21 protein-coding genes are annotated in these 24,635 nt (G+C 67.9%); 6 read left to right on the forward strand and 15 right to left on the reverse strand.

Annotation, left to right across the window (positions count from 1 at the left end):
• Positions 1-57: 57 nt before the first annotated feature.
• Together MRBLWH13_RS06550 and MRBLWH13_RS06555 are read right to left on the reverse strand one after the other, a co-directional pair.
• Positions 58-738, reverse strand: a complete 681-nt coding sequence (locus tag MRBLWH13_RS06550) for a winged helix-turn-helix domain-containing protein (protein ID WP_341957453.1) — start codon at positions 736-738, stop codon at positions 58-60.
• A gap of 85 nt (positions 739-823) precedes the next feature.
• Positions 824-1,975, reverse strand: a complete 1,152-nt coding sequence (locus MRBLWH13_RS06555; protein WP_341957454.1) for an FAD-dependent oxidoreductase — start codon at positions 1,973-1,975, stop codon at positions 824-826.
• Between the two features lie 215 nt (positions 1,976-2,190).
• Between MRBLWH13_RS06555 and MRBLWH13_RS06560 the strand changes: the two genes are divergently transcribed.
• Together MRBLWH13_RS06560 and MRBLWH13_RS06565 are read left to right on the forward strand one after the other, a co-directional pair.
• Positions 2,191-3,555, forward strand: a complete 1,365-nt coding sequence (locus tag MRBLWH13_RS06560) for a DUF349 domain-containing protein (protein ID WP_341957455.1) — start codon at positions 2,191-2,193, stop codon at positions 3,553-3,555.
• Between the two features lie 61 nt (positions 3,556-3,616).
• Complete coding sequence (locus MRBLWH13_RS06565; protein WP_341957456.1) at positions 3,617-4,168, forward strand: type IV toxin-antitoxin system AbiEi family antitoxin; 552 nt, start codon at positions 3,617-3,619, stop codon at positions 4,166-4,168.
• Here the strand turns inward: MRBLWH13_RS06565 and MRBLWH13_RS06570 are convergent.
• From MRBLWH13_RS06570 to MRBLWH13_RS06605, 8 genes are all read right to left on the reverse strand, one after another.
• On the reverse strand, positions 4,155-6,404 hold the full coding sequence (locus MRBLWH13_RS06570; protein ID WP_056509999.1) for a bifunctional (p)ppGpp synthetase/guanosine-3',5'-bis(diphosphate) 3'-pyrophosphohydrolase: 2,250 nt from the start codon (positions 6,402-6,404) through the stop codon (positions 4,155-4,157). The two genes, MRBLWH13_RS06565 and MRBLWH13_RS06570, sit on opposite strands and share 14 nt — an antisense overlap.
• Positions 6,405-6,472: 68 nt before the next feature.
• Positions 6,473-7,462 (reverse strand): protein translocase subunit SecF, encoded by a 990-nt coding sequence (gene secF, locus MRBLWH13_RS06575; protein WP_341957457.1) that lies wholly within the window; start codon positions 7,460-7,462, stop codon positions 6,473-6,475.
• The gene (gene secD, locus MRBLWH13_RS06580) at positions 7,462-9,192 is read right to left on the reverse strand and encodes a protein translocase subunit SecD (protein WP_341957458.1); all 1,731 of its coding nucleotides are present in this window, start codon (positions 9,190-9,192) and stop codon (positions 7,462-7,464) included. Before secD ends, secF begins: the two co-directional genes overlap by 1 nt.
• Before the next feature lie 53 nt (positions 9,193-9,245).
• Positions 9,246-9,650 (reverse strand): preprotein translocase subunit YajC, encoded by a 405-nt coding sequence (locus MRBLWH13_RS06585; protein WP_341957459.1) that lies wholly within the window; start codon positions 9,648-9,650, stop codon positions 9,246-9,248.
• A gap of 74 nt (positions 9,651-9,724) precedes the next feature.
• On the reverse strand, positions 9,725-10,750 hold the full coding sequence (gene ruvB / locus MRBLWH13_RS06590; RefSeq protein ID WP_341957460.1) for a Holliday junction branch migration DNA helicase RuvB: 1,026 nt from the start codon (positions 10,748-10,750) through the stop codon (positions 9,725-9,727).
• Complete coding sequence (gene ruvA, locus MRBLWH13_RS06595) at positions 10,743-11,348, reverse strand: Holliday junction branch migration protein RuvA (protein ID WP_341957461.1); 606 nt, start codon at positions 11,346-11,348, stop codon at positions 10,743-10,745. The genes ruvB and ruvA overlap by 8 nt, the downstream gene beginning before the upstream one ends.
• A 9-nt stretch (positions 11,349-11,357) precedes the next feature.
• Positions 11,358-11,939 (reverse strand): crossover junction endodeoxyribonuclease RuvC, encoded by a 582-nt coding sequence (gene ruvC, locus MRBLWH13_RS06600; RefSeq protein WP_341957462.1) that lies wholly within the window; start codon positions 11,937-11,939, stop codon positions 11,358-11,360.
• Between the two features lie 45 nt (positions 11,940-11,984).
• Positions 11,985-12,746, reverse strand: coding sequence for a YebC/PmpR family DNA-binding transcriptional regulator (locus MRBLWH13_RS06605; RefSeq protein ID WP_056510015.1), 762 nt, complete (start codon positions 12,744-12,746; stop codon positions 11,985-11,987).
• Between the two features lie 159 nt (positions 12,747-12,905).
• Here MRBLWH13_RS06605 and MRBLWH13_RS06610 point away from each other — a divergent pair, with 159 nt between their 5' ends.
• Together MRBLWH13_RS06610 and MRBLWH13_RS06615 are read left to right on the forward strand one after the other, a co-directional pair.
• On the forward strand, positions 12,906-13,835 hold the full coding sequence (locus MRBLWH13_RS06610; protein WP_341957463.1) for an aminoglycoside phosphotransferase family protein: 930 nt from the start codon (positions 12,906-12,908) through the stop codon (positions 13,833-13,835).
• A 50-nt stretch (positions 13,836-13,885) separates the two neighbouring features.
• Positions 13,886-15,265 carry an aminotransferase class V-fold PLP-dependent enzyme gene (locus MRBLWH13_RS06615; RefSeq protein ID WP_341957464.1) on the forward strand — a complete coding sequence of 460 codons (1,380 nt, stop codon included), beginning with the start codon at positions 13,886-13,888 and terminating at the stop codon, positions 15,263-15,265.
• Between the two features lie 16 nt (positions 15,266-15,281).
• On the opposite strand, the gene MRBLWH13_RS06620 is transcribed toward MRBLWH13_RS06615, so the two are convergent.
• From MRBLWH13_RS06620 to pdxS, 5 genes are all read right to left on the reverse strand, one after another.
• A complete protein-coding gene (locus MRBLWH13_RS06620) occupies positions 15,282-18,641 on the reverse strand; it encodes an SbcC/MukB-like Walker B domain-containing protein (protein ID WP_341958240.1) in 3,360 nt (1,119 codons plus the stop codon).
• Complete coding sequence (locus MRBLWH13_RS06625) at positions 18,638-19,297, reverse strand: DUF4194 domain-containing protein (protein WP_056510267.1); 660 nt, start codon at positions 19,295-19,297, stop codon at positions 18,638-18,640. Before MRBLWH13_RS06625 ends, MRBLWH13_RS06620 begins: the two co-directional genes overlap by 4 nt.
• Complete coding sequence (locus MRBLWH13_RS06630) at positions 19,290-20,753, reverse strand: DUF3375 domain-containing protein (protein WP_341957465.1); 1,464 nt, start codon at positions 20,751-20,753, stop codon at positions 19,290-19,292. Before MRBLWH13_RS06630 ends, MRBLWH13_RS06625 begins: the two co-directional genes overlap by 8 nt.
• Before the next feature lie 72 nt (positions 20,754-20,825).
• Entirely contained in the window at positions 20,826-21,431 is a 606-nt protein-coding gene (pdxT, locus tag MRBLWH13_RS06635; RefSeq protein ID WP_341957466.1) for a pyridoxal 5'-phosphate synthase glutaminase subunit PdxT, read from the reverse strand.
• On the reverse strand, positions 21,421-22,314 hold the full coding sequence (gene pdxS, locus MRBLWH13_RS06640) for a pyridoxal 5'-phosphate synthase lyase subunit PdxS (RefSeq protein ID WP_341957467.1): 894 nt from the start codon (positions 22,312-22,314) through the stop codon (positions 21,421-21,423). Before pdxS ends, pdxT begins: the two co-directional genes overlap by 11 nt.
• A 114-nt stretch (positions 22,315-22,428) precedes the next feature.
• Between pdxS and MRBLWH13_RS06645 the strand changes: the two genes are divergently transcribed.
• The gene (locus tag MRBLWH13_RS06645; protein WP_341957468.1) at positions 22,429-23,736 is read left to right on the forward strand and encodes an aminotransferase class I/II-fold pyridoxal phosphate-dependent enzyme; all 1,308 of its coding nucleotides are present in this window, start codon (positions 22,429-22,431) and stop codon (positions 23,734-23,736) included.
• A gap of 46 nt (positions 23,737-23,782) precedes the next feature.
• Positions 23,783-24,634 carry a pyridoxal kinase PdxY gene (gene pdxY / locus MRBLWH13_RS06650; RefSeq protein WP_341957469.1) on the forward strand — a complete coding sequence of 284 codons (852 nt, stop codon included), beginning with the start codon at positions 23,783-23,785 and terminating at the stop codon, positions 24,632-24,634.
• Position 24,635: the final 1 nt, after the last annotated feature.

The raw sequence follows: 24,635 nt of genomic DNA on the forward strand, positions 1-24,635 counted from the left end.
GGTCGATCCCGCATCCGTGCGGCTGCCCGCTCTCGATGCCTGCCGCTCTCCGACCGATCAGACGTCGATGACGGCGAGCCGATACCCGCGCTTCACGACCGTGTGCACGAGAGCCTTGTCTCCCAGAGCCTCGCGCAGGCGTGCGACCGCGACCTCCACCGCGTGAGCGGTGCGCTCCGCCCCGGGGAGGACGTCGCCGAGTTCCGAGCGCGAGAGAACGCTCCCGCCTGCCGCTGCCAGTGCGTCCATCAGCGCGGTGGCGGATCGTGAGAGCGGGATGAATCCGTCGTCGACCACGACTCCCCTGCTTCTGACCTGCATCCGCCCCGAGTCGGTCGGCAGCGACGGAGCGCCACCGCCCTCGAAATGCTCGACGACGTGGCGTGCGAACGTTCCGGCCTGATCGGCGTTCGCGATCGCGGTGCGGACCTGCATCCGGTTCATCGCCGCCGCGCCGCTCGCCCCGCCGACCACCACGAGCAGTCGGCCCGAGTCGATGCGGCGCCGGATACGGCCGAGTGAGCCTGTCTGCTCGGCGACCGCTGCCCACGACGTCGCTGCCGCGGGCGACAAGAACAGCACGGCATCGGCTTCGCCGCGTTCGGCGCCTGAGACCGTGCCGATGAGCCGCTCCTTCTCGCCCGTTCGTGCGGCTCCTTCTGAGACCCGGACACCGCGGACGACGGCGCCCCCGCCCGTGAGCATCGCAGCGATGTCTGCGCTATGCTCGTCGCCCACCAAGATGACAGTGCAGCCGATCAGGGGCGAGTCCGGCGATGTCACCGAAGCGGCCCGCGCTCGGCGCGCACGAAGGCCGTCCACATCAGATCGCCTGGAGCGCGCGCACTCGCGGCGTCCGACCTGCGGTGATGCCGCTGCCACCGGCGCGGGACGACGAGATGTTCCATTCCTGTGCCTCGGGATCGGCCGTCCCCGACTCGCCGATGTCCGCGATGCGAACGCTGCGAAGACCGAGCATCGACGGGTCCGCCTGGCTGCGGAGGATGGCGTCTCCTCCGAGGACCCTGGTCGTCGCCACCTCGGCCATCGCGAGGCCCGGCGCAAGGCGACCGACGCAGCGCCCCTCGAACCACGCGACCTCGCCGATCGCCAGGATGTGCGGCTCGGAGGTGCGGCAGCGCTCATCGATCACGATGCCGCCTGCCGGCGCGACCTCGATCGATGCGTTGCGCGCGAGCTCGTCGCGCGGCCGCACTCCCACGGCGAACAGGACGACGTCGACCGGTTCGATCGACCCGTCATCGAGTTCCAGCGCACTCACGCCGACGGACGGCTCCGCGGTGATGCGGGTGGGGCGCACGCCCGAACGCACCTCGATGCCCCTCGCCTCCATCAACGCGGTGATCTCGCTCTCGTCGGACGGACCCAGCTGCGGGGAGGTGTGGTGTTCGGCGTGCGGGAAGACGCTCGGCTCGATGCCCATCGCGACCAGCGCATCAGCGGCGTCGAGCCCGAGCAGACCGCCTCCGATGATCGCGCCGCGAAGAGGCCGGCCGGCCACGCGCCCACGCGCGGCGGCATAGCGACCGAGTCGCTCCAGGTCGTCGAGTGTGCGATACGCGAAGCACCCGACGAGATCCGTGCCGTCGATCTCCTCGGGGGTGACCGCGTATGAACCCGTCGCGAGCACCAGGGTGTCGTAGCGGATCACCCGACGGGATCGCGTCGTCACCGTGCGTCCCGCGGTGTCGATGCGGAGGACGCGGTCGTCGGCGAGAAACCGCACCCGGAAGTCGTCGAAGACCGAACGGTCGAGCTCCAGCCCCTTCGACGTCCCACCGCGGACGAAGCCGGTCAGCTCCGTGCGGTCGTACGGGAGGGTTCCCTCATCGCCGATCACCGTGACGTGCATCGGCTTCTCAGCCCTGCCGATGAGGCTCTCGACGAATCGGTGCGCCACCATGCCCGCTCCGACGACCACGATCTCCTCGGTGGTGAGGATGGCCTCGTACATGCTGCTCCATTCGCCGGGGGACGTCGTGAAGGCGACGATAGGAGCACGGTGTTTCCCCCATGTGACGTGCAATGTCTCCTGCGTCGAACGTTCTGCTCACAGATCGGTAACGATCATTGCGAGAAGCGGCCACCACATCGGATGCCCCCTGGCGTACTAGGCTGAAGCTCGTCCTTTCCGCCTCCCGCGGGCCCTACCGCGCAAGGAGAATCACCGTGTCTGCCACAGAGCCGTCGAAGCCGACTCCCCCCGTTCCCACCCGACCCGCCGCGCCGCTGCCGCGGAAGCTGCCCAAGCCCGCCGCTGCCGCTCCGGCTGCCACCGCCGCGCCCGTCAGCGCGTCGTCTGCCGCAGACGCCGCCAAGTGGGGTCGTGTGTCCGAAGACGGCACGGTCGAGGTCCGCGAGGGCGAAGACTGGCGCGTCGTCGGGCAGTACCCCGACGGCACTCCCGACGAGGCACTCGCCTACTTCGTGCGCAAGTACGACGACATCGCTTTCAAGGTCCACGCCCTCGAGCAGCGCCATCAGTCCGGTGGCGCGTCCGCAGCCGATCTAGTGAAGCAGGCCGGTCATCTGCTCGACGAGGCGACGGGCGCCGCAGCGGTCGGTGATCTCGCCGGACTCCGCGAGCGGCTGAACACGCTGACCGCGTCGCTGTCGGAGGCGACCGCGCAGGAGGCCCAGCAGGCCAAGGAGCTCGTCGACCAGGCCGTCGCCGAGCGCACGGCACTGGTCGAGCGCGCCGAGGCGATCGCTGCGCGCGATCTGTCGAAGGTGCAGTGGAAGCAGGTCACGGCCGAGCTCGGCGAGCTCTTCGACGCCTGGCAGGCACATCAGCAGAACGGTCCTCGCCTGTCGAAGAGCGTGTCGCAGCAGCTCTGGAAGCGATTCCGTGACGCGCGCGGCACCGTCGACAAGGCACGCCGTGCCTTCTACTCCGAGCTGGACGACACGCACAAGATCGCCCGCGACGCCAAGACCCGTCTGGTCGAACGAGCCGAGGCCCTCGCCCCGCGCGGCGTCGACGGCATCCCGTCGTACCGGAATCTCCTCGACGAGTGGAAGGCCGCAGGCCGCGCTGGCCGCAAGGCGGACGACGCTCTCTGGGCACGGTTCAAGGCTGCCGGTGACGCGCTGTACGCGGCGCGCGCCGAGCAGTCCGCCGCGGAGGAAGCCGAGTCCGGTCCGAAGATCGAGGCGCGCCAGGCACTCCTCGAAGAGGCCAAAGCGGTTGCCGACGAGCCGAACATCAAGCGCGCCCGCGCGCTGCTCACGGGTATCCAGCGCCAGTGGGATGAACTCGGCCGCATCTTCCCCCGTGAGAAGGAGCGTGCACTCGACGATCGCCTGCGCACGATCGAACAGGCGCTCAAGGCTCGCGAAGAGGTCGACTGGAAGAAGAACAACCCCGAGACCAAGGCGCGCGCCAACGACATGAGCTCGCAGCTGCTCGAGGCCATCGAGAAGCTCGAGGCCGAGCTCGCCGCGGCAGAGAAGTCGGGCGACAAGAAGGCAGCCAAGACCGCAGCGGATGCTCTCGAAGCACGCCGCACCTGGCTCAGCGCGCTCGGAGGCTGACCCTCTCCACAGATCCACGGATCGACCCGGAACGCGGGATGCAACGCGCCAGACTGGCGGGATGCATCCCGCGTTCCTGTATCTGCCGGGTGGCCGGCTGACCGCCCCCGAACTCAGCGCTGCACGGCTCGACGGTCATCTCATCGAACTCGGTGAGGGGTACATCCCGGCCGATCTGGTCGAGAGTGCGAGTGCGCGAGCAGCTGCGGTCGCGACTCTCATCCCGGCGGACACCGCGGCGTCGGGACCGACGGCCGCGTGGATCCACGGTGCCGGTGACGCTCCCCCGGCCCGTCACCACGTCAGACGGGCGGTGCAGAGGCGGATCCGCCCCGCCGTTCCCGCGCGTGTCACCCTGCACGACACCGCGCTGCCCGCATCCGATCTCGTCTGGATCGGTGGAGTGCCGGTCATGACGCCCGCTCGCACGATGACCGACCTCGCACTCGGTCTCTACCGCGACGAGTCACTGCGACGTTGGATGGTGCTGCTGTCCCTCGTCGACCCGCAGCTGGTCTCCGAAGCCATCGCACATCTGGACGCACTGTCGCGAGTACCGGGAAAGCGCGCCGGCCGCGGAGCGCTCGAGAGGCTGCTCGTCAGGACGACGTGACGCGGTACACGTCGTAGACCGCGTCGATGCGTCGCACGGCGTTCAGTACCCGATCGAGGTGCACGGCGTCACCCATCTCGAACACGAAACGGCTGATCGCGAGGCGCTCGTCGGTCGTGCTGACCGTCGCCGAGAGGATGTTGACGTGGTGCTCGCTGAGCACGCGGGTGACGTCTGAGAGCAGGCCCGACCTGTCCAGCGCTTCGACCTGGATCTGCACGCGGAAGACGCTCTTCGTCGTCGGCGCCCAGGACACCTCGACGAAGCGATCTTCCTCGCCGGCGAGGGCCTTCACGTTCGGGCAGTCCGTGCGGTGCACCGAGACGCCGCTTCCGCGCGTCACGAACCCCACGATCTCGTCACCGGGAACGGGCGTGCAGCACTTGGCGACCTTGACGAGGATGTCGGAAGCCCCTCGCACCAGCACGCCCGAGTCACCGGCACGCGGCTCTCGCGACGGCATGCTGCCCGGGAGATCGATCGGACCGGTGGCCGGGTCTGTCGCGGCGACGAGTGCAGTGACCTTCTCGAGCACCGACTGCGTCGAGACATGGCCTTCTCCGACCGCCGCGTAGAGCGCCGAGACGTCTTCATAGCGGAGCTGGTGGGCGACCTCGGCGAACGAATCCTGGCTCATCAGACGTTGCAAGGGCATGTTCTGTCGGCGCATCGCGCGCGCGATCGCTTCCTTGCCCTGCTCGATCGCCTCTTCGCGGCGCTCCTTCGTGAACCACCCGCGGATCTTGTTCCTGGCGCGGGTGCTCTTGACGAAGCCGAGCCAGTCCTGACTCGGACCGGCGTCAGGGTTCTTCGAGGTGAATACCTCGACGACATCACCGCTCTTGAGTTCGGACTCCAGCGGCACGAGGCGCCCATTGACCTTGGAACCCATCGTGCGGTGGCCGATCTCGGTGTGCACGGCGTAGGCGAAGTCGACGGGAGTCGCGCCGGCGGGGAGCCCGACCACGCGTCCCTTCGGTGTGAAGACGTAGACCTCCTTCGCCCCGATCTCGAAGCGGAGGGAGTCCAGGAACTCACCGGGATCGGCGGTCTCGGCCTGCCAGTCCGAGATGTGCGCGAGCCAGGCCATGTCGCTGTCCGACGCGCGAACCTCGGCCTTGCCGCCGTTCATGCGCTCTTTGTACATCCAGTGGGCCGCGACGCCGTACTCAGCCTGCTGGTGCATCTCGTGCGTGCGGATCTGGATCTCGACCGTGCGCCCCGACGGACCGATCACGGTCGTGTGCAGGGACTGGTAGAGGTTGAACTTCGGGGTCGCGATGTAATCCTTGAAACGACCGGGGAGCGGTGTCCAGCGGGCGTGGATAGCACCGAGAACGGCATAGCAGTCGCGCACGGACGCGACCAGCACGCGGATGCCGATCAGGTCGTAGATGTCGTCGAACTCGCGGCCGCGGACCACCATCTTCTGGTAGACGGAGTACAGCTGCTTCGGACGCCCGACGACCTTGCCGCGGATGCGCAGATCCCTCAGGTCCTCGTCGATCTCCTCGACGACCTGAGCGAGGTACTTCTCGCGCTGCGGAGTGCGCTGAGCGATCAGATTGTGGATCTCGTTGTAGATCTTCGGATGCAGCACGGCGAAGGACAGATCTTCGAGCTCCGACTTGATCGCCTGGATGCCGAGGCGATTGGCCAGCGGCGCGTAGATCTCGAGCGTCTCCTTGGCCTTCTTCGCCGCCTTCTCGGGCGGCACGAAGCCCCAGGTCCGCGCGTTGTGCAGCCGGTCGGCGAGCTTGATGAGCAGCACGCGGATGTCCTTCGACATCGCGACGATCATCTTGCGAACGGTCTCGGCCTGCGCGCTCTCGCCGTACTTGACCTTGTCGAGCTTGGTCACGCCGTCGACGAGCATGGCGACCTCGTCGCCGAACTCGGCGGTGAGGTCGGTGAGCGCGTAGCCGGTGTCCTCCACGGTGTCGTGCAGGAGTGCCGCCGCGATGGCTCGAGGACCGAGGCCCATCTCTGCGAGGATCTGGGCGACGGCGAGCGGGTGCGTGATGTACGGCTCACCGCTCTGGCGCTGCTGACCCGTGTGCTTGTCCTTCGCCACGGTGTAGGCACGCTCGATGACCGCGAGATCACCCCGTGGATGGTTCGCACGCACGGTGCGGATCAGGTTGTCGAGGTCGTTGACCCTGGGCGCGCGGGAGAAGATGCGGGGAACCAGTCGTCTCAGGCTGGATCCCTGCGACGCCGTCTGCGGTTCCGCCATCCGCTCACCTCCGAATCACAACAGCTTACGCGTGCTCTGCGGGGTGCGGCCCCGTAGAACGGGAACGATCAGGCCTCTGCAGTTGCCTTCTCGCGGGACTCGCGCACCTTCTCGTCACGGGCCTTGATCTGCGGCTCGTTCTCGCGGAAGAGCGAGTAGAGCGGGGCGGCGACGAAGAGGGTCGAGTACGTGGCCACCAGGATGCCGACGAAGATCGACAGCGAGATGTCGGTCAGCGACTCGGCACCGAGCCAGAAGGCTCCGATGAAGAGCACAGCGCCCACCGGCAGCGCGGCCACCACCGAGGTGTTGATCGATCGCACGAGTGTCTGGTTGACCGCCAGGTTGACCGATTCGCCGAAGGTCCGAGAGGAATTCTCGCCGTCTTCCGTGGTGTTCTCGCGGATCTTGTCGAACACGACGGTGGTGTCGTACAGCGAGTACGCGAGGATCGTCAGGAAGCCGATGACGGCGGCGGGCGAGATCTCGAAGCCGGCCAGCGCGTACACGCCCACCGTGATCACGAGCACGTCGAGCAGGCCGATGATCGCGGCAGCCGACATCTTCCAGGTGCGGAAGTAGATCGCGAGAATCAGGAATGTCAAAGCGAGGAAGATCGCGAGCCCCCACAACGACTGCTTCGTGACGTTCTCCCCCCAGGCCGGGCCGATGAACGACGATGTGACGCTCTCGGGCTCGACGCCATAGGCCTCCGCCAGCGCTTCGGAGACCTGCTGGGTCTCCTCCGCGCTCATCTGGTCGGTCTGCACGCGGATGTCGCTGCCGCTGATGACGACCACCTTGGTCGCAGCACCCGGCACGACGGACTGCACGGCATCCGTCGCGGTCTGCTGCTCGGTGGAGTCCGGCGCCTGGACCGTGAACTGCGATCCTCCGGTGAATTCGATCGAGAACTGGATCGGCCGGATCAGCGGCACGAGAGCAGAGCCCACGACGAGGATGATCGCGATGATGAACCACAGTCGGCGCTTCGCGACGAACGGGAAGGACGTCTTGCCCGTGTAGAGATTGTTTCCGAATTCGTTCATGGAAGCCATCACGCGTCCCCCTCACTTCCGGTGCTGGTGGATCTCTCACCGGCGAGTGCTTCGGCGCGCTTGCGCTCTGCGATGGTCTGGCGGCGATCTGCCTCGCCCCGTGAACGGGCGTTCTTCGCTCCCCGACCGGCCGTGGCCGTCGAGACCTGGCGGAACTGCGAGCGGCTGCGGTATACGGCCCCGAGCGACTCAGGATCGAGGCCCGAGAGCTTGTGGCCACCGCCGAAGAACTTCGTCCTCGCGAGCAGCTGCATCACGGGGTGCGTGAAGATCACGAAGATGAACACGTCGATGAGGGTGGTGAGACCCAGCGTGAACGCGAAGCCCTTCACTGTGGCGTCCGCGAGGATGTACAGCACCACGGCCGCAAGGATGTTGATCGATTTCGAGATGTAGATCGTGCGCTTGGCTCTGCCCCAGCCGTCTTCGACCGCCGAGGTGATCGATTTGCCGTCACGGAGCTCGTCTCGGATTCGCTCGAAGTACACGATGAACGAGTCGGCCGTGAATCCGATCGAGACGATCAGACCCGCGACACCGGCGAGCGAGAGGCGGAAGCCGAGTCGCCACGCCAGGATGCAGATGATGACGTACGTGAGCACGGCCATCACCGCGATCGATGCGATGATCACCGAACCGAGCGCTCGATAGACGATGAGCGAGTAGATCGCGACGAGCGCCAGACCGATGAGACCGGCGATGAGACCGATCTGCAGCTGCTGGGTGCCGAGGGTCGCCGAGATCGTGTCCGAGCTCTGCACCGTGAAGCTCAACGGCAGAGCACCGAACTTCAGCTGATCGGCGAGAGTGGTCGCCGTCTCCTGCGTGAAGTCGCCCGAGATGCTGGGGCGACCGTCGAGGATCTGCCCGTTCATCCGCGGTGCGCTGATCACGGAGCCGTCGAGGACGAAGGCGAACTGGTCGCGAGGCGACAGGCCGTCGAGACGGTTCTGGTTGAGACGCGTGCTGACCTTGCCGAATGCCTCGGTGCCGTCACCGTTCATGGTGAGCTGCACGAGCCAGGCACCGGACTTCGGGTCGCGCCCCGCCGTGGCGTCCGTGATCGCCGTTCCGGTGAGCTCCGTCGGGCCGAGCAGGTACTTCGCCTGTCCGGTCGGATCGCACGCGATCAGCGGCTTGTCCTGCGGGGCACGGGAAGGGTCGTTCTCGGGATTCGTGCAGTCGTAGGCCTGGAACTCGGCGGCGAGCTTGTCAGTGACCCAGGACAGGTCGCTCGCGTCTGTCGGCTCGGCCGTCGGAGTATCGCTGAGCGAGTCGTCCGGCGTCGGGAACGCGGTCTCGTTGCCGTCTTCGCCCACGAAGGTGTTCGCCCCTGCGGTCGTGGCGAGCACGGGGCGGAACTCGAGCTGGGCGCTCGACTGGATGCGCTCACGGGTCTGCTGGTCGGCGACGCCCGGGATCTGGACGACGATGTTGCGCCCGCCCTCGGTCGTGATGTCGGCCTCGGCCACGCCAGAGGCGTCGACGCGCTGACGGATGATCGCCGCCGCCTGGTCGAGCTGCTCCGACGAGGGCGCCGCTCCGTCCTCGGTCTCGGCGCTGAGTACGATCTGCGTTCCGCCCTGGAGATCCAGCGCGAGCTCAGGCGCCCAGGAACTCTGCTTGAAGACGTAGACGCCCAGTGCGTTGATGCCGAAGAGGAGGCCCGTCACCAGGACGAGACCGAGAAGGACTCGCCAGGCGTGACGGACCGGGGAAGAAGTGGCCACGTGTGATCAGCTTTCTTAGATGCCGGAGTGCCGAGGTGGTGCAGCGGTGAAGACTACTTGTCGTCGGCGTCGCGCTCGAGACGACGACGGGTCTCCTCGGTGGTCTCGATCGCCGGAGCGTCGTCGAGAGGTGCGTCGTCGACCACGACGACCGAGTCGTCGACCTCGTCGATGACGGCGTCCTTGGGCTCCACGATGCGGAGGATGGCCTGGCTGTGCACCTCGATGACCGTGCCGGGAGCGATCTCGACGAGCGCGGGCGAGTCGAGGTCATCGTGGTCGTAGGCCACGATCGTGCCGTAGATGCCGCCCTGGAGCAGCACCTTCACACCGGGGACCGTCTTGGTCGCCTTCTCTTCCTGCTCCGCCTTCATCTGCTTCTGGCGCTTGCGTCCGTTGACGAACATGAAGACGACGAGCACGGCGAGAAGGCCGAAGAGGAGGATTTCCATGGGCATGGTGGCAGGGGGCCTTTCTCAGGTGCGCACACCGGAAGAGGGCGCGCAGTTCTATCGGGGGAAGTCTTCAGTGATTATAGGTCATCGAGGCGAAGGGCCCCGTCCGGGTGCGCCACGCCGAGGTGTGCGTAGGCCTCCGGCATCGCGACGCGCCCTCGGGGCGTACGCCCGAGGAAACCGATCCGCACGAGGTACGGCTCGACGACGCTCTCGACAGTCTCGGCCTCCTCGCCGACCGCGACCGCGAGCGTGCTCAGGCCCACGGGGCCTCCGCGGAATCGTCGCACGAGGGCCTCGAGAACGGCTCTGTCGAGCCGATCGAGACCGATGGGATCGACGTCGTAGAGTTCCAAGGCCGCCTGCACGCCCTCGAGCGTCGCCGCTCCTCCCCCGTGCACGAGGGCGTAGTCCCGCACGCGCCGCAGCAGCCGGTTCGCGATACGGGGCGTCCCTCGCGACCGACGGGCTATCTCGGAGAGCGAGTCACGGGGGACGTCTACCCCGAGCACCTGCGCCGAGCGATCGATGACCCGCTCGAGATCGGACTCGTCGTAGAACTCGAGGTGGCCCGTGAAGCCGAAGCGGTCGCGCAGCGGATTGGGCAGCAGGCCCGAGCGGGTCGTCGCTCCGACCAGGGTGAACGGCGCGAGCTCCAGCGGGATGCTCGTCGCCCCCGCCCCCTTGCCCACCATTATGTCGATGCGGAAGTCCTCCATCGCGAGGTACAGCATCTCTTCCGCAGAGCGCGCCATGCGGTGGATCTCGTCGATGAACAGCACCTCGCCGGGCACCAGGCTCGACAGCAGCGCCGCGAGATCGCCGGCGTGCTGGATCGCGGGACCGCTCGAGAGCCGGAGAGGGCGCTCACTCTCATGAGCGACGATCATCGCGAGCGTGGTCTTGCCGAGTCCGGGAGGACCCGCGAGCAGGATGTGGTCGGGAGGCCGGTTCTGGATGCGCGCTGCGTCGAGCAGCAGCTGCAGCTGACCGCGCACCTTCTGCTGGCCGACGAACTCGCCGAGACTCGTCGGGCGCAGTGCGCCTTCGATCGCAAGCTCCGTGTCGTCGGAGGGCTCCGTGGCGTCGAGGGCGTCAGACACGCGCAGGCCCCAGAAGCGCCAGGGTCCGACGGAGCAGCGGCGCGACGGTCGCGCGCTCGGCGTCGGTGGCCTCTGCAGCGGTCTGCGCGGCGGCCTCTGCAGCGACCTTCTCGGACCACCCGAGGCCGACCAGAGCGGCGGTCACCTGGTCCACCACGTCGACGGGTCCGCTCGTCGTCTGCTTCGTCGGCGAGCTCACCGGGTGCACCTTGCCCGCGAGCTGCAGGACGATGAGCTTGGCCGTCTTCGGTCCGATGCCGGAGACGCGTCGGAACGGTGCGTCGTCCTCGGCCGTCACGGCATCGGCGATCTGGTCCACGGTGAGATGCGACAGCACACCGAGCGCGGACTTCGGCCCGACCCCCGTCACGCTGATCAGCAGACCGAAGATCTCGAGTTCGCTGCGGTCGGCGAAGCCGAAGAGCGACAGCGAGTCCTCTCGCACGATCAGACTCGTGTGCAGCAGCAGCTTCTCGCCGACGGTCGCCGTGTGAGCGACGTCTGCGGGGACGGCGACCGAGAACCCGACGCCTCCGACGTCGATGATGACCTGATCGGCGGTCGAGTGGAGGACGGCGCCGTGCAGCGAGGAGATCATCCCCTCAGCCTACGCACCCGGTCGTATATATGTTCGAGCGACACGCTCCGCATCGGCCCAGGCGCGCTGGGCGGGCGTGAGAGCCCCCTGCCCCGGCGCACCGGCGGCTCCTCGACGCCAGGCATGGCACAGCGCGATCGCGAGGGCATCCGCGGCGTCGGCGGGCTGAGGAGGAGCATCCAGACGCAGGATGCGCGCGATCATCGACTGCACCTGCCGTTTGTCCGCCGAGCCATAACCGGTGACCGCGGCCTTCACCTCGCTCGGAGTGTGCGTGGCAGCAGGAAGACCCGCCTCGGCCGCGAGCAGCAGCGCCACACCGCTCGCCTGAGCCGTGCCCATCACTGTATGCGTGTTCTGCTGAGCGAACACGCGTTCCACGGCCACGGCATCCGGGTTGTGCGCCGCGATGACGTCGCGGATGCCGGCGGCGACGAGGGCGAGCCTCTCGCCGATCGGCAGGTCGGGCGCCGACCGGATGACGCCGACGTGCACGAGTGTGCCGCGGCGCGACCCGTCGACGTCGACGACGCCGACGCCGCAGCGGGTGAGGCCGGGGTCGATGCCGAGCACGCGAAGCGAGGAGGTCACTCCCCCAGGCTATTCGTCGTCATCGACTCCCGACGCTCGCCGCGCCTACGCGTCGTCGTTCTCGAGCTCTGCCTGCACGTCGGCGGTGAGGTCGAAGTTGGTGAAGACGTTCTGCACGTCCTCGCTGTCTTCGAGCGCGTCGATGAGGCGGAAGATCTTGCGCGCCGTGTCGGCGTCGATCTCGACCTTGAGGTTCGGCACGAACTCCACATCGGCCGACTCGTAGTCGATGCCGGCCTCCTGCAGAGCGCTGCGGACGGTCACGAGATCGGTCGCCTCGGTGATGATCTCGAAGCCCTCGGCGTGGGGCTCGATCTCTTCGGCGCCCGCTTCGAGGGCTGCCATCATGACGTCGTCCTCGGTCGTCCCCTCGGAGCCGACGACGATGACACCCTTGCGGCTGAAGTTGTACGCCACGCTGCCGGGATCGGCGAGAGTGCCGCCGTTGCGGCTGAGCGCAGTGCGCACCTCCGCGGCTGCTCGGTTCTTGTTGTCGGTCAGACACTCGATCATCATCGCGACGCCGTTGGGTCCGTAGCCTTCGTACATGATCGAGGTGTACTCGACCGCTTCGCCGCCGATGCCTGCTCCGCGCTTCACCGCGCGGTCGATGTTGTCCTTCGGGACAGACGTCTTCTTCGCCTTCTGCACGGCGTCGAACAGCGTCGGGTTTCCCTGCAGGTCGGCTCCGCCGAGCTTGGCGGCGACCTCGATGTTTTTGATGAGCTTGGCCCAGGACTTGGCGCGCCTGGAGTCGATGATGGCCTTCTTGTGCTTCGTGGTGGCCCACTTGGAATGCCCGGACATAAGTCTCCGCTCGTCGTATCCGCCCGTGGGCTCGGCCCAGGGCATCGTCCATTCTATCGAACCATGCCCGCGCCATGCGGCTGCACACGTGTAGAGGTACTGCTGTCGACCGCTGATAGCGTCGATCGGATCAACCGACCGCAGAGGACGCACCCGATCATGATCTCAGGCGCCGACCGCCTCCGCCCGGAGTGGACGTCCCTTCCCCCTGGTATCCGATCGGGGGTCATGGGAGCGATCGGCGGCCGGTTCGTCTCCGACTCCCCCGCACACGGCGGTTTCAGCGCCTCGTACGCCGGCGTCGTGGTGACGACGGTCGGGCGCGCCTTCGTCAAGGCATGCGGTGCCGCCTGGCACGCGGACTCCCTGCGTTTCCTCCGTGAGGAGATCCGCGCCGTCTCGATGCTCCCACCGCATCTCGGTCCGTCGGTGCGGGCGACGATCGATACGGATGACGGTGTCGCGCTCGTGCTGGAAGCGATCGACGGCAGGCATCCTGGTGCGCCCTGGAGCACGGACGATCTCGTCATCATCGCTGCGAGCATGGCTCGACTGTCGGCCACGTCTGCGCCTGAGGGGATGGAGAGGGCGGAAGACAGGATGATCCCGGGCTTCACACGATGGGCGCAGATCGCAGAGGATCCGCTCCTGCTCGCCGGCCTGCCGATGTCCCTGCGCGCACGGATGCCGGAGTTGAAGGAGGTCGAGAAGGAGTTCCGCGACGCTCTGCACGGCGATGCCATCGTCCACGACGATCTGCGAGCCGACAACATCCTGATCAGCGACGGCGAGGCGCGTCTTCTCGACTGGCCGCACGCGCGCCGCGGCGCGGCGTGGGTCGATCTTCCCTGCTTCCTCCCCAGCGTCGAAGCATCGGGCGGCCCCCGATGTGAGGATGCCTGGCGGATCTTCGAGGCCCACGGCGCACCGACGCAGCACGCGCTGCTCCCCGTCATCTCGGGGTTCGCGTCATTCCTCTGGTTCAACCAGGCCCAACCCGAGATCCCCCAGTTGCCGGGGCTGCGCGCGTTCCAGCGACAGCAGGCCGTACCCGCTCTCCGGTGGTTGGCGAGCGTGACCGAAGGCTGACGGACAGCATCCCCCTGGTGTGACGCGGGTCACGGGTGTAGTCCTGACTCATGGACCACAGCGCCGACGACGACAGGATCCGAGGGTTGGACGCCGCCCACCGCGCGGCACTCGAGTTCCTCAGATCGCTCGACGACAGACCTGTATGGCCGCGTGCGACTCTCGCCGAGATGCTCGACGCGTTCGGTGGACCGCTGCCGGCCGAGGGACTGGATGCCGAGGACGTCATCGAGCAGATCGTGTCTCGGGCAGACCCCGGCCTCGTCGCCATCCCCGGCGGACGCTTCTTCGGATTCGTGATCGGTGGCACGCATCCTGCCGCTCTCGCTGCCGACTGGCTCGTCTCTGCCTGGGACCAGAATTCGGGGTCGGCGCTGCTCACGCCGACGACCGTGGCGTTGGAGCGAGTTGCTGGGCGATGGATGCTCGACATCCTCGGTCTACCCGATTCCGCGAGCGTCGGGTTCGTCACGGGAGGCCAGATGGCGAACTTCACCTGCCTCGCTACGGCCCGCAACGCCGTGCTCGCCCGGATCGGATGGAACCTCAGCGAACAGGGGCTGCGGGAGTCTCCGCCGATCCGCTTCGTCGTGGGCGCGGATCGTCACGGATCGATCGACCGAGCGGCCCGTTTTCTCGGGATCGGCCGCACCGAGATCACGGTCGTCGAATCCGACGACGAGGGACGCATGCGCCCCGACGCATTGAGCCGCGTGCTCGACGCCGGCTCAGGACCGGCCATCGTCTGTCTTCAGGCCGGCGAAGTGCACACCGGGGCGTTCGACGACTTCACTGCCCTCGTGCCGATCGCCCACGAGCACGGCGCCTGGGTGCATGTCGACGGGGCGTTCGGCCTGTGGGCCGGGGCATCCGAGTCGCTCCGACCCCTCACAGCGGGCATGTCCGACGCCGACTCCTGGGCCACCGACGCGCACAAGACCCTCAATGTGCCCTACGACTGCGGGATGGCCATCGTCCGGGACCCCGCCGACTCGATCGCCGCGTTCCGCACCGGCGGCGACTACCTGATCTACACGAGCCTGGATCCCTGGGACGTCACCCCCGAGCTCTCGCGCCGCGCGCGCGGCGTCCCCGTCTGGGCGGCGATGCGCAGTCTGGGGAAGGTCGGCATCGCTCACCTGATCGACAGGCTGCATGAGAACGCGGTCGCGATGGCCGCGGGACTCGCCACGATCGACGGCATCCGCATCCTCAACGAGGTCGGCTACACGCAGGTCATGTTCCGGCTCGATGACGACGACGCGACCCGCGCCCTCGGCGAGGCCGTTCTCCTCGAGGGAACCGCCGCGCTGACCGGCGCCGAATGGCGAGGTCGCGCGGCGTTGCGCTGCTCGATGTCGTCCTGGGCGACGACCGGAGATGACATCGCTCGCACGGTCGACGCGATCCGGGACCTCGTGGCCGGGTGAGCCGCGTCGAGTGCGATCACTCGGTTCCGGCGGGCAGACCGACCTTGGGCCGAGCCCACGAGCGACCACGGGTGTCCTTCAGGATGTCGTACTCGACGTCGACATGCGGTTCGATCGCACTGTACTTGTCGTTCGGCGCGCCGATCACGAGCTGGAAGCCGAGACCCCGCCACGCACCGATCGCACGCTTCGTGAAGTGCGCGTCTGCCTTGATGAGTGCCTCGTCCATGAACACCGGCGCGTATCGCGGACGCTCAGCCCCCGCGTCGCCGAGCTGATATCGGAGCGCCGCCCCGACGATGAACGCGACGAGCTCCTGCGACTCTCCCCCGGACTTCTCGCCGATGTGGTCGTAGAGGGCCACGTGCTCGCGTGTGGTGGCATGGATCCGTTCGGCACTCACCCTGACGTGGTTGCGCACATCGATGAGCTCCGCGAAATCAGGCGCGGTCCGCCGCATCCGGCCGATCAGGCGACTCATCCTCCGGTAGACGCTCTCGCGATCCGCATCCGTCGCCGCTGCATCGATGAGGCCGCGCACCTCGCGCAGCTCCCGACGGAATCGCCTGCGCGCTTCGGACTGATTCTCGCGCGGCGTGATCTGCAGGCGATGCTCGTCGTCGTAGAACGGCAGTTCCTCCATGATCCTGTTGATCGGGTCGATGCGGTTCTTGATCTCGCGCAGCGAGCGACCGAGCGTCGAATCGAGGCTGGTCAGATCGTTGCCGGAGAGCTTGAGCAGACTGTCTCGCCACTCGGACTCCAGCTCGTGCAAGCCGTTGGTCTCGAGCGCCTCGAGAATGCCCTCGAACTCGGCGACCGACTCATCGGGGTCGGCCAGGATCGTCAGGGTGTCCCAACGCTCGAGGAACCCCGTCATCAGGCGTCGCATCTGCTCGCGCTGGTCGGCGTGCGCCGCAGCAGCCGACGTGCGATCCTCGAGCAGCCTGGTCGCCGCTGTACGCAGCGCGGAATCGAGGTGGGCGAGCCGCTCCGACGCGGTGACGCTGACGGCCGAGTCGGCACCGAGGAAGCGCGCGTCGAGGAAGGAACGGTGCCGCTTCTCGAGAGCGATATCGGCTGCCTCTGCCGCGTCGACGATCCGCTGACAGGCGTCGACCTGGTCGGTCACCTCCACCCATCGATCCTGAGCGACCGTGAGGTCACCGCCCAGGCGGGAGTTCTCATCCCGCAGACGGCTTGCCCGCCTGCGGAGCTCCTCGGCCTGAGAACGCAGCTCGGCGATCTCGGGGTTCTCGTCGGTGACCTCCGCTTCGACCGCGAGCCAGCGCGCGCGCTGCGCCGCGACGGCCTCGACGTCGATCTGATCCCACGTGAGGTCCTCGATCTTCGCGTGCGCTTTCGCTGTGGCCTCGATCCGGTCGAGGCCAGCCTCCGCCTCGGCGGCCGCCGAGGCGGCAGCATCCCGTCGACTCTCGAGTTCGGCGATCTGCTCGTCGAGTTCACGCAGGCGGCGCGCATTCGAGAATCCGAGCAGGTTCGCGCGTCCGTGACCGCCATGCGACCCCCGGTCGCCCTGAGACACCTGTCCCGCGAGCGTGAGCGCACGAGGATGCTCAGCGAGCTCGGACGAGGAGTCGACGCACACGTACTCGAACCGCTCGCGGAGTCTCTGCTGGAGCCACCCGGTGAAGGGGGTGGACCGATGGTCGAGACGGCCGGGAAGCGTTCGCGGGTCAGCGGTGCTCGACTCGGGGAGACCGGTGTGCACGCCTTCGTAGGTGATCCGCTCTGCGGTGCGGACGGAGTCGATGGCGGCACGGAAGCGTCCGAGGTTCGCGACGTCGATCAGCAGCGTCCGTGCGAATCCGCCGAGCGCGAGGTTGAACGCGTCCCGCCAGGGCTCGAACTCTGTGCGCACCTCGATCAGCTCTCCGACGAACGGCAGATCCGTCGGAGCGAGTCCGGCAGCCCGGGCGAGGATGGCTCTCGACTCGTCCAGATGCGCAGGAATGCTCCCGCGCAGTTCTCGGGCGCGCTCCCGTTCGGCCTGCACCCGGGCGAGCTCGCTCGCAGCAGTTCTGCGCGCAGACTCGGCATCGGCGAATGCGGTACGCGCAGCACGGAGACCGGCCTGCGGGAGGTCTCGACCGAGACGGGCGAGCAGGTCCTCGAATCCGGCCGCGTCATGCACGTCGGCGCCGAGCTCGGCTGCGACGGCGTCGAAACGGGACCGCTCGCGCTGGATGTCCTCGAGCCGGCGTTCGACGCCGCGCAGCTCACGCTGAGCAGTCTCCAGGCGATCGCCTCCCGACTGCCGCAGCACGTCCAGAAGCCCTTCACGCTCGACCTCAGCAGCGGCGATGAGGGCGTTCTTCTCTCGCACTGCCAGCTGGAGGGCCTGGGTCCGGTCGCGCAGGTCGGTCTCCACCTCGCGCAGGAGGTCGAGACGACGTTCAGCGCTCCACAGTGCCGCGAGCGAGGTCGGCTCGGAGAAGACTCCGACCTCGTCCACGACCCGCATCCGCTCAGACGCTGCCTCGATGCGCTCGGAGATCCCCCGAATCGGCTCGAGAGCCGCCACCTGCTGCTTCGCGACCAGCATCCTCGTACGCGTGCTCTCGAGCTCGTCGAAGTGAGCGACCACCGCGTCCGCGGTCGCCATCGTCTCGGGTTCCTCGAGCACGAGCTTCTTGTACAGGTCGTCGACCGTGGTGATCTGCTGGCCGGCCTGGATCCGGGCGAGGAGGCTGATCGCCTTGGCACCGGATCCTGCGGCACCGATTCCGAGCACCGCGTGCAGGCGCGCCGAGAACTCGCGATCGGTCGCGACCGGATCGAGCCCGACGGCCCGCACCGACGCGTCGTTCAGACGCTGAGCCACGGCCCGCTCGAGGTGCGTGAGATCGAAGGCGCCGTCGATCGTGGCGCGAAGCCTCGTGGTGTCCTCGAGCGTCCGGGCATCCGCCGGGATGTACCAGCCGCGCACCGCCGTGAAGCGCGACCCGTCGTGATCCAGCCAGGTCATCGAGACGGCGCTCCAGGTGTCCTCGCCGTCACCGCGCAGCACGCGGAGCCTGGTTCCCTCGTCGGTGCGGGACTCGTCGATCTTGCCCCGACCGTACGACAGGATGTTGCGCTGCTCCTCACCGCGCGGGCGCCCCGTCACCCCGCCGTTGGAGGCACCGTTGAACGGTGTCGTGTGCGGCATCATCAGCGCGATGTAGCCGTCCATGAGCGTGGACTTGCCCGACCCCGAACCGCCGCACAGCAGGGTCGCATCCGGTGAGAACCGCACCCGGTGCGGCCCACCGTCGTAGCCGCCCCAGTTGATGAGCTGCAGCTCTTCGGCGACCCACTGCTGGCCTCGGGAGCTCGCGGGGATCATCCCGAAGAGCGTGTCCATCATCGTCATCGTGCCACCACCGCCTGGGCTCGCAGCCACTCCCGCAGCTCTTTGAGCGTCTCGGCGCTGAGCACCACCTCGACGAGAGCGGTGATCCGATACCGCCCGCTGGTCTCCTCCTGCACGATTCCCTCTCGGTCCAACCGGTCCAGCGCGCTGCGGATCGCCCGCTGCTGCTTCGCTGTTCCACCGTCGACATCGGCGAAGTAGCTGAGGACCGTCTGCTCGACATCTTCGATGTCGATCCGCACGGAGCCCTCGCCGGATGCGGACTCGCGCTGATAGACGGTTCGCAGATGCACGAGGACGAGCGTCTCCGCTCGCGAATACGGAGAATCCTTCAGCAGCACGGGCATCTCGACTTCATCGGAACGCAACTGCTGCTTGTACGCGAATCCTCGTGCGTGATCGATGATCAGCCGCAGGTAGATGTCATTGAGTCGCGACTCGATCACCTGCTGGTGCTCGAGCAGCAGCGTCCACTCGCGACGGTTGCGCTCCATCGAGAGGAAACGGCGCTGGAGCAGGTGCACGAGCACGCGCCTGATCTCGGGATCGAGCGTGCCGCGGTCACCCGGGAAGTGCGCCTCGAGGTCGTCCTCCATCGCCGTGGGGGCGATGAAGCCCTCGTCCACGACGGCTGTGGTGAGGTCGTCGTCACTCATCTGCATCCTCTTTCGTGCTGCGGGCAATCACGGTGCCGAAGGCGAATCGGCGAGTCGTCCCGTCGGGTCGCAGCGCTTCGACCGTCGAGATCCCCTCTCCGTCGGTGAGACCGTTCCGATGGGCGATCTCGAGAAGACCGAGGAGGTCGACAGGGCGTCGAGCCGATTCAGGCACCTCGCGGAAGGCCTCGGCGAGGTCGAAGTCCGGTCCGAGCCCGGCGACATACGCCTCGAGCTCGGCATACCTCGGTCCGCCCCACGCGCGCGTGTCGTGATCGAGGAAGTCGACATCATCCGCGTCGGCGAGGGGCGCCGGAGCGCGCGGAGGACGGATGTCGCTCGTGGTCTGGCGCAGATGACCGAGGTCGATCAGCGGCATGCTGCGCACCGGGTCGACGGCCGTCGCCGGCCCGACCCACCCGTGGAGCCCTGCGATGACGTCTCGGAGGAGGTCGTCGATCTGGCGATCACGCAGCGGATCGTGGGTCTTCACCTGGCCGGTGATCACATGCGAGGCGCGACGCTGCGCGGCCAGAACCTCTTCCACCCCCAGCTCCACGCGTCGCGCGATCGCATCGAGCTCCGCGCGCTGCGTGCCGTCGAGCATGCGCGCGAACGGCTGGTCGAGGAGGCCTCTGAGCTGCTCGGTGAGGGCGTCGATGCGGTCGGGGTCGCCGATCAGGCGCAGAGCTCCCGCGAAGGCGCGTCCCTCCGGGGTCGACTGCATCACATCCTGCGCGCGCTGAAGGTACTCGCGAAGCACCTCGCTCGTCGGCCTCTCGTCCCTCCGGAGGTGGGCGACGACGTCACGCTGCATGGACCGGAGCGACTCGGCGACTCGAGTGAAGTCGGCAGGCAGCTCACGGGCCAGATGCAGCACGTTCTCCGCCTCTTCGAGAAGCTCTTCGTCGTCTGCAGGCTCTGCATGTCCGGATTCCTCGATGCGAGCGATCTCGGCATCGAGCAGATCGCGCTCCGCGTGCAGTCGCGACAGGCGGCGAACCGGGTCGACCTCGGCGCTGACCGAGAGGTGCTCGACGGCGTCGAGCAGAGTGCGCACACGGGAGTTCGACACGCGAGTGCGCCCACCGCCGGTGCGGCCCGAGATCTCGAGCGCGGCGACGGCGTGGGCCGACAGGCGATAGACCTCGACGTCGTCGTCGATCTGCTGGATCAGCCAGCCGAGACGCACCCAGTTCCGACATACGTCGCGGGCGCTTCCGGACGGCAGCTTCCTGTCGTCCTCGTCATGGCCCGCCGCGCGGAGCTCGTCGAGCACTTCGCCCAGTTCGGCATGGGCGTCCGCGACCGCGACCGACGCCCGGTCCGCGTGGAACAGGAGAGTGAGCGACGCCACCACGAACGGGGCGAACCGACCGTGCAGGAGATCGAGGGTCGGGGTGCTGAATGCGGTGACGGCACGCGCGTACGCGGCCTCAGCCCTGGATCCAGTCACTCGAAAGAGATTAGTCCGACTTCGGGCTCCGGCCTGTCACCCCTGGTGCGTGGCGGGTCGCCCGCGAGCGTGTCATCGACGAGCGGCGCGATCCCTGACGTTCTCGAGGAGAACCTCGTGGAATCGGGTCTCTCCGTCGACCTCGGGGTGGAAGCTGGTGCCGAGAAGCGCCCCCTGACGCACCGCGACGATCCCGCCGTCCGGCAGCGAGACGAGCACCTCGACCCCGTCGCCTGCGCGCTCGACGATCGGCGCACGGATGAATGTCGCGTGCACCGGCACGTCGCCCAGCAGCGGCACGTCGAGGCCGATCTCGAACGACTCGGTCTGACGACCGAAGGCATTGCGGCGAACGCTCACGTCCATGCCGCCGAACGACTGCTGCCCCTCGATACCGTCGAGCACCTCGTCCGCGAGCAGGATCAGCCCGGCGCACGTGCCGTACACCGGAAGACCCGTCGCGATCGCGGCGCGGATCGGCTCCTGCATCCCGAAGATGCGCGACAGCTTGTCGATCACGCTCGACTCGCCGCCGGGGATGACGAGGCCGTCGACGACCGCCAGCTCCTCCGGGCGACGCACCAGCGTGACCTCAGCGCCGAGGCCCGCGAGCACGGCGGCGTGCTCGCGGACGTCGCCCTGCAGAGCGAGGACGCCGACCCGTGGACTACCAGCCACGCTCGGCCAGGCGGTGCGGGGCGGGGAGATCGGACACGTTGATGCCAACCATCGCCTCTCCGAGTCCGCGCGAGACCTCGGCGATCACCTTCGCGTCGTCGAAGAACGTCGTCGCCTTGACGATCGCCTTGGCGCGCTCCGCGGGGTTTCCCGACTTGAAGATGCCGGATCCCACGAACACGCCGTCGGCGCCGAGCTGCATCATCATCGCGGCGTCCGCCGGAGTCGCCACGCCACCCGCGACGAAGAGCACGACCGGGAGCTTTCCGGTGTCGGCGATCTCGGCGACGAGCTCGTAGGGCGCCTGCAGCTCCTTCGCCGCGACGAACAGCTCGTCCTTCGGAAGGGCCGTGAGAGCGGCGATCTCGCCACGGATCTTGCGGATGTGCTTCATCGCCTCGGAGACATCCCCCGTGCCGGCCTCACCCTTGGAGCGGATCATCGCGGCGCCCTCGTTGATGCGGCGGAGAGCCTCGCCGAGGTTGGTGGCTCCGCAGACGAAGGGCACCGTGAATCCGTACTTGTCGATGTGGTTCACGTAGTCGGCGGGCGAGAGCACCTCGGACTCGTCGATGTAGTCGACGCCGAGCTCCTGCAGCACCTGCGCTTCGACGAAGTGGCCGATGCGCGCTTTGGCCATCACAGGGATCGACACGGACGCGATGATGCTGTCGATCATGTCGGGATCGCTCATGCGCGAGACACCGCCCTGCGCACGGATGTCGGCGGGAACCCGCTCGAGCGCCATGACTGCGACGGCGCCCGCGTCTTCGGCGATCTTCGCCTGGTCGGCGGTGACCACGTCCATGATCACGCCACCCTTGAGCATCTCGGCGAGACCGCGCTTGACGCGCGAGGATCCGGTGGTGGTCTGTTCGGTCATGAGAGCTCCTGTCGGGGAAGCACGATGTGCATGAGTGTGTCGAACGATGTCTCGTTTGATCTAGGCCAAACAGTAGCACTGTCCGGAACGACCTAGAATCGGTGGTGAGGAGACATGAGCGACCAGATCACCGGAACGACCGCAGCGGACATCGCCGACAGCGTGCGCAGCCTGCGCGACCGCGGTGTGCTTCGCGCCGGCAGTCCCCTGCCTCCCGTGCGCGAACTCGCCACCACACTCGGCGTCAACCGCAACACCGCGGTCGCCGCGTACCGGCAGCTCGCCCAGGCCGGGCTCGTGATCTCGCGAGGGCGTGCCGGCACGGTCGTCGCCGGTCTCGAATCGGTCGCCCAGGAGGGCTACGCCTCCGACACCGTGCTGCGCGACGTCGGGACGGGCAACCCCGACCCCCGTCTGATCCCCGATCCGTCGGCCGCGCTGGCGACGGTGGCCGGCCGGCCGGTGCTCTACGGCGAGCCCGTGATCGACCGCGGACTCGATGACTGGGCGCGCGGATGGATCGCGCAGGATCTCGGTCACCTCGACTTCGGCATCACCATCACGAGCGGCGCCGTCGACGCCGTCGAGCGCCTGCTCGCCCAGGCGCTGATGCGCGACGACGCCGTCGCGCTCGAGGATCCCTGCTTCCTGGCGAGCATCCACACGGTCCGGCTCGGCGGGTATCGGGCCGTACCCGTGCCGGTCGACGAGCAGGGGATGACGGTCGAGGGACTGCGCTCCGCCCTGGACGCCGGCGTACGCGCCGTGATCTGCACGCCGCGCGCTCAGAATCCGACCGGGGCGAGCCTCACCGCCGGCCGAGCTGCCGAGCTGCGTGCCGTGCTCGCCGAGCATCCGTACGTGCTGATCATCGAGGACGACCATTTCTCGCTGCTGTCGCAGCGCCCCTACGAGTCGCTGATCGGCCCCGATCACCGCCGGTTCGCACTGGTGCGCTCGGTGTCGAAGTTCCTGGGCCCCGACATGTGCCTCGCGATCGCAGCGACGGATGCCACCACTGCCGAGCGCCTCGCCATGCGCCTGAGCCCCGGGACCACCTGGGTCAGCCACCTGCTGCAGCGTCTCACGCTCACACAGCTGACCGACGACTCGGTGCTCGCGCGCATCGCCGACGCCCGCGAGCACTACGCGGCACGCAACGCTGAATTCGCCTCGCGCCTGCGCGAGCACGGCCTCGACTCCCCCACCACCGACGGCCTGAGTCTGTGGATCGAGTTGCCGAAGCCTGCGCGCCTCGTCGCCGAGCGGCTCATGCGCCGAGGCTGGCTCGCACGCACCGGCGACGACTTCGCCCTCGATGAGCGCGCCGACCCATCGCGCCACCTGCGCCTCACGGTGCACGACCTGTCCGAAGACGACACCGCGACGCTCGTCGCCGACCTGGTCTCGGCCGCACGATGATCCACCGCCGCGGGAGCACTCCCGCCCTCACTGAAAGGATCGGGGAATGAAGGTCCTCTCCATCCAGTCCGCCGTCGCGTACGGTCATGTCGGAAACTCCGCCGCGGTCTTCCCACTGCAGCGCATCGGCGTCGAGGTTCTCCCGGTCTACACGGTGAACTTCTCGAACCACACCGGATACGGCGCTTGGCGCGGCCCGCTGATCGATCCGAACGACGTGCGTGAGGTCATCACGGGCATCGAGGAGCGCGGTGTGTTCGGCGAGATCGATGCGGTGCTCAGCGGCTATCAGGGCGGCGAGGGCATCGGAGACGTGATCATCGACGCCGTCGCCCGCGTCAAGTCGGCGAACCCCGACGCGGTGTACGCGTGCGACCCGGTGATGGGCAACGCGAAGTCCGGATGCTTCGTCGCACCGGCGATCCCGATCCTCCTGCGCGAGAAGGTCGTGCCCGTCGCCGACATCATCACTCCGAACCAGTTCGAGCTCGGCTTCCTCACTGACACCGAGCCTGACACGCTGGAGTCCACTCTGGCCTCGGTCGATCTGGCGATGGCGATGGGACCGCGCACGGTGCTCGTGACGAGCGTCGAGCGCCCCGACCGCGAAGAGGGCACAATCGAGATGCTCGTCGCCGACCAGACCGGAGCCTGGATCGTTCAGACGCCACGCCTGCCGATGAAGGCCAACGGCTCGGGTGACGTGACCGCGGCTCTGTTCACGGCGCACTATGTCGCGACGGGCGACGCCAAGACGGCGCTCGAGCGCACGGCGTCCAGCGTCTTCGACCTGCTCGCCGCCACCCTCGAGTCCGGTGCGCGCGAGCTGCAGCTCGTCGAGGCGCAGGAGTTCTACGCGAACCCGCGGATGCAGTTCACCGCACGCCAGGTGCGCTGAC

The sequence above is a fragment of the Microbacterium sp. LWH13-1.2 genome, assembly GCF_038397735.1.
Lineage (GTDB): Bacteria > Actinomycetota > Actinomycetes > Actinomycetales > Microbacteriaceae > Microbacterium.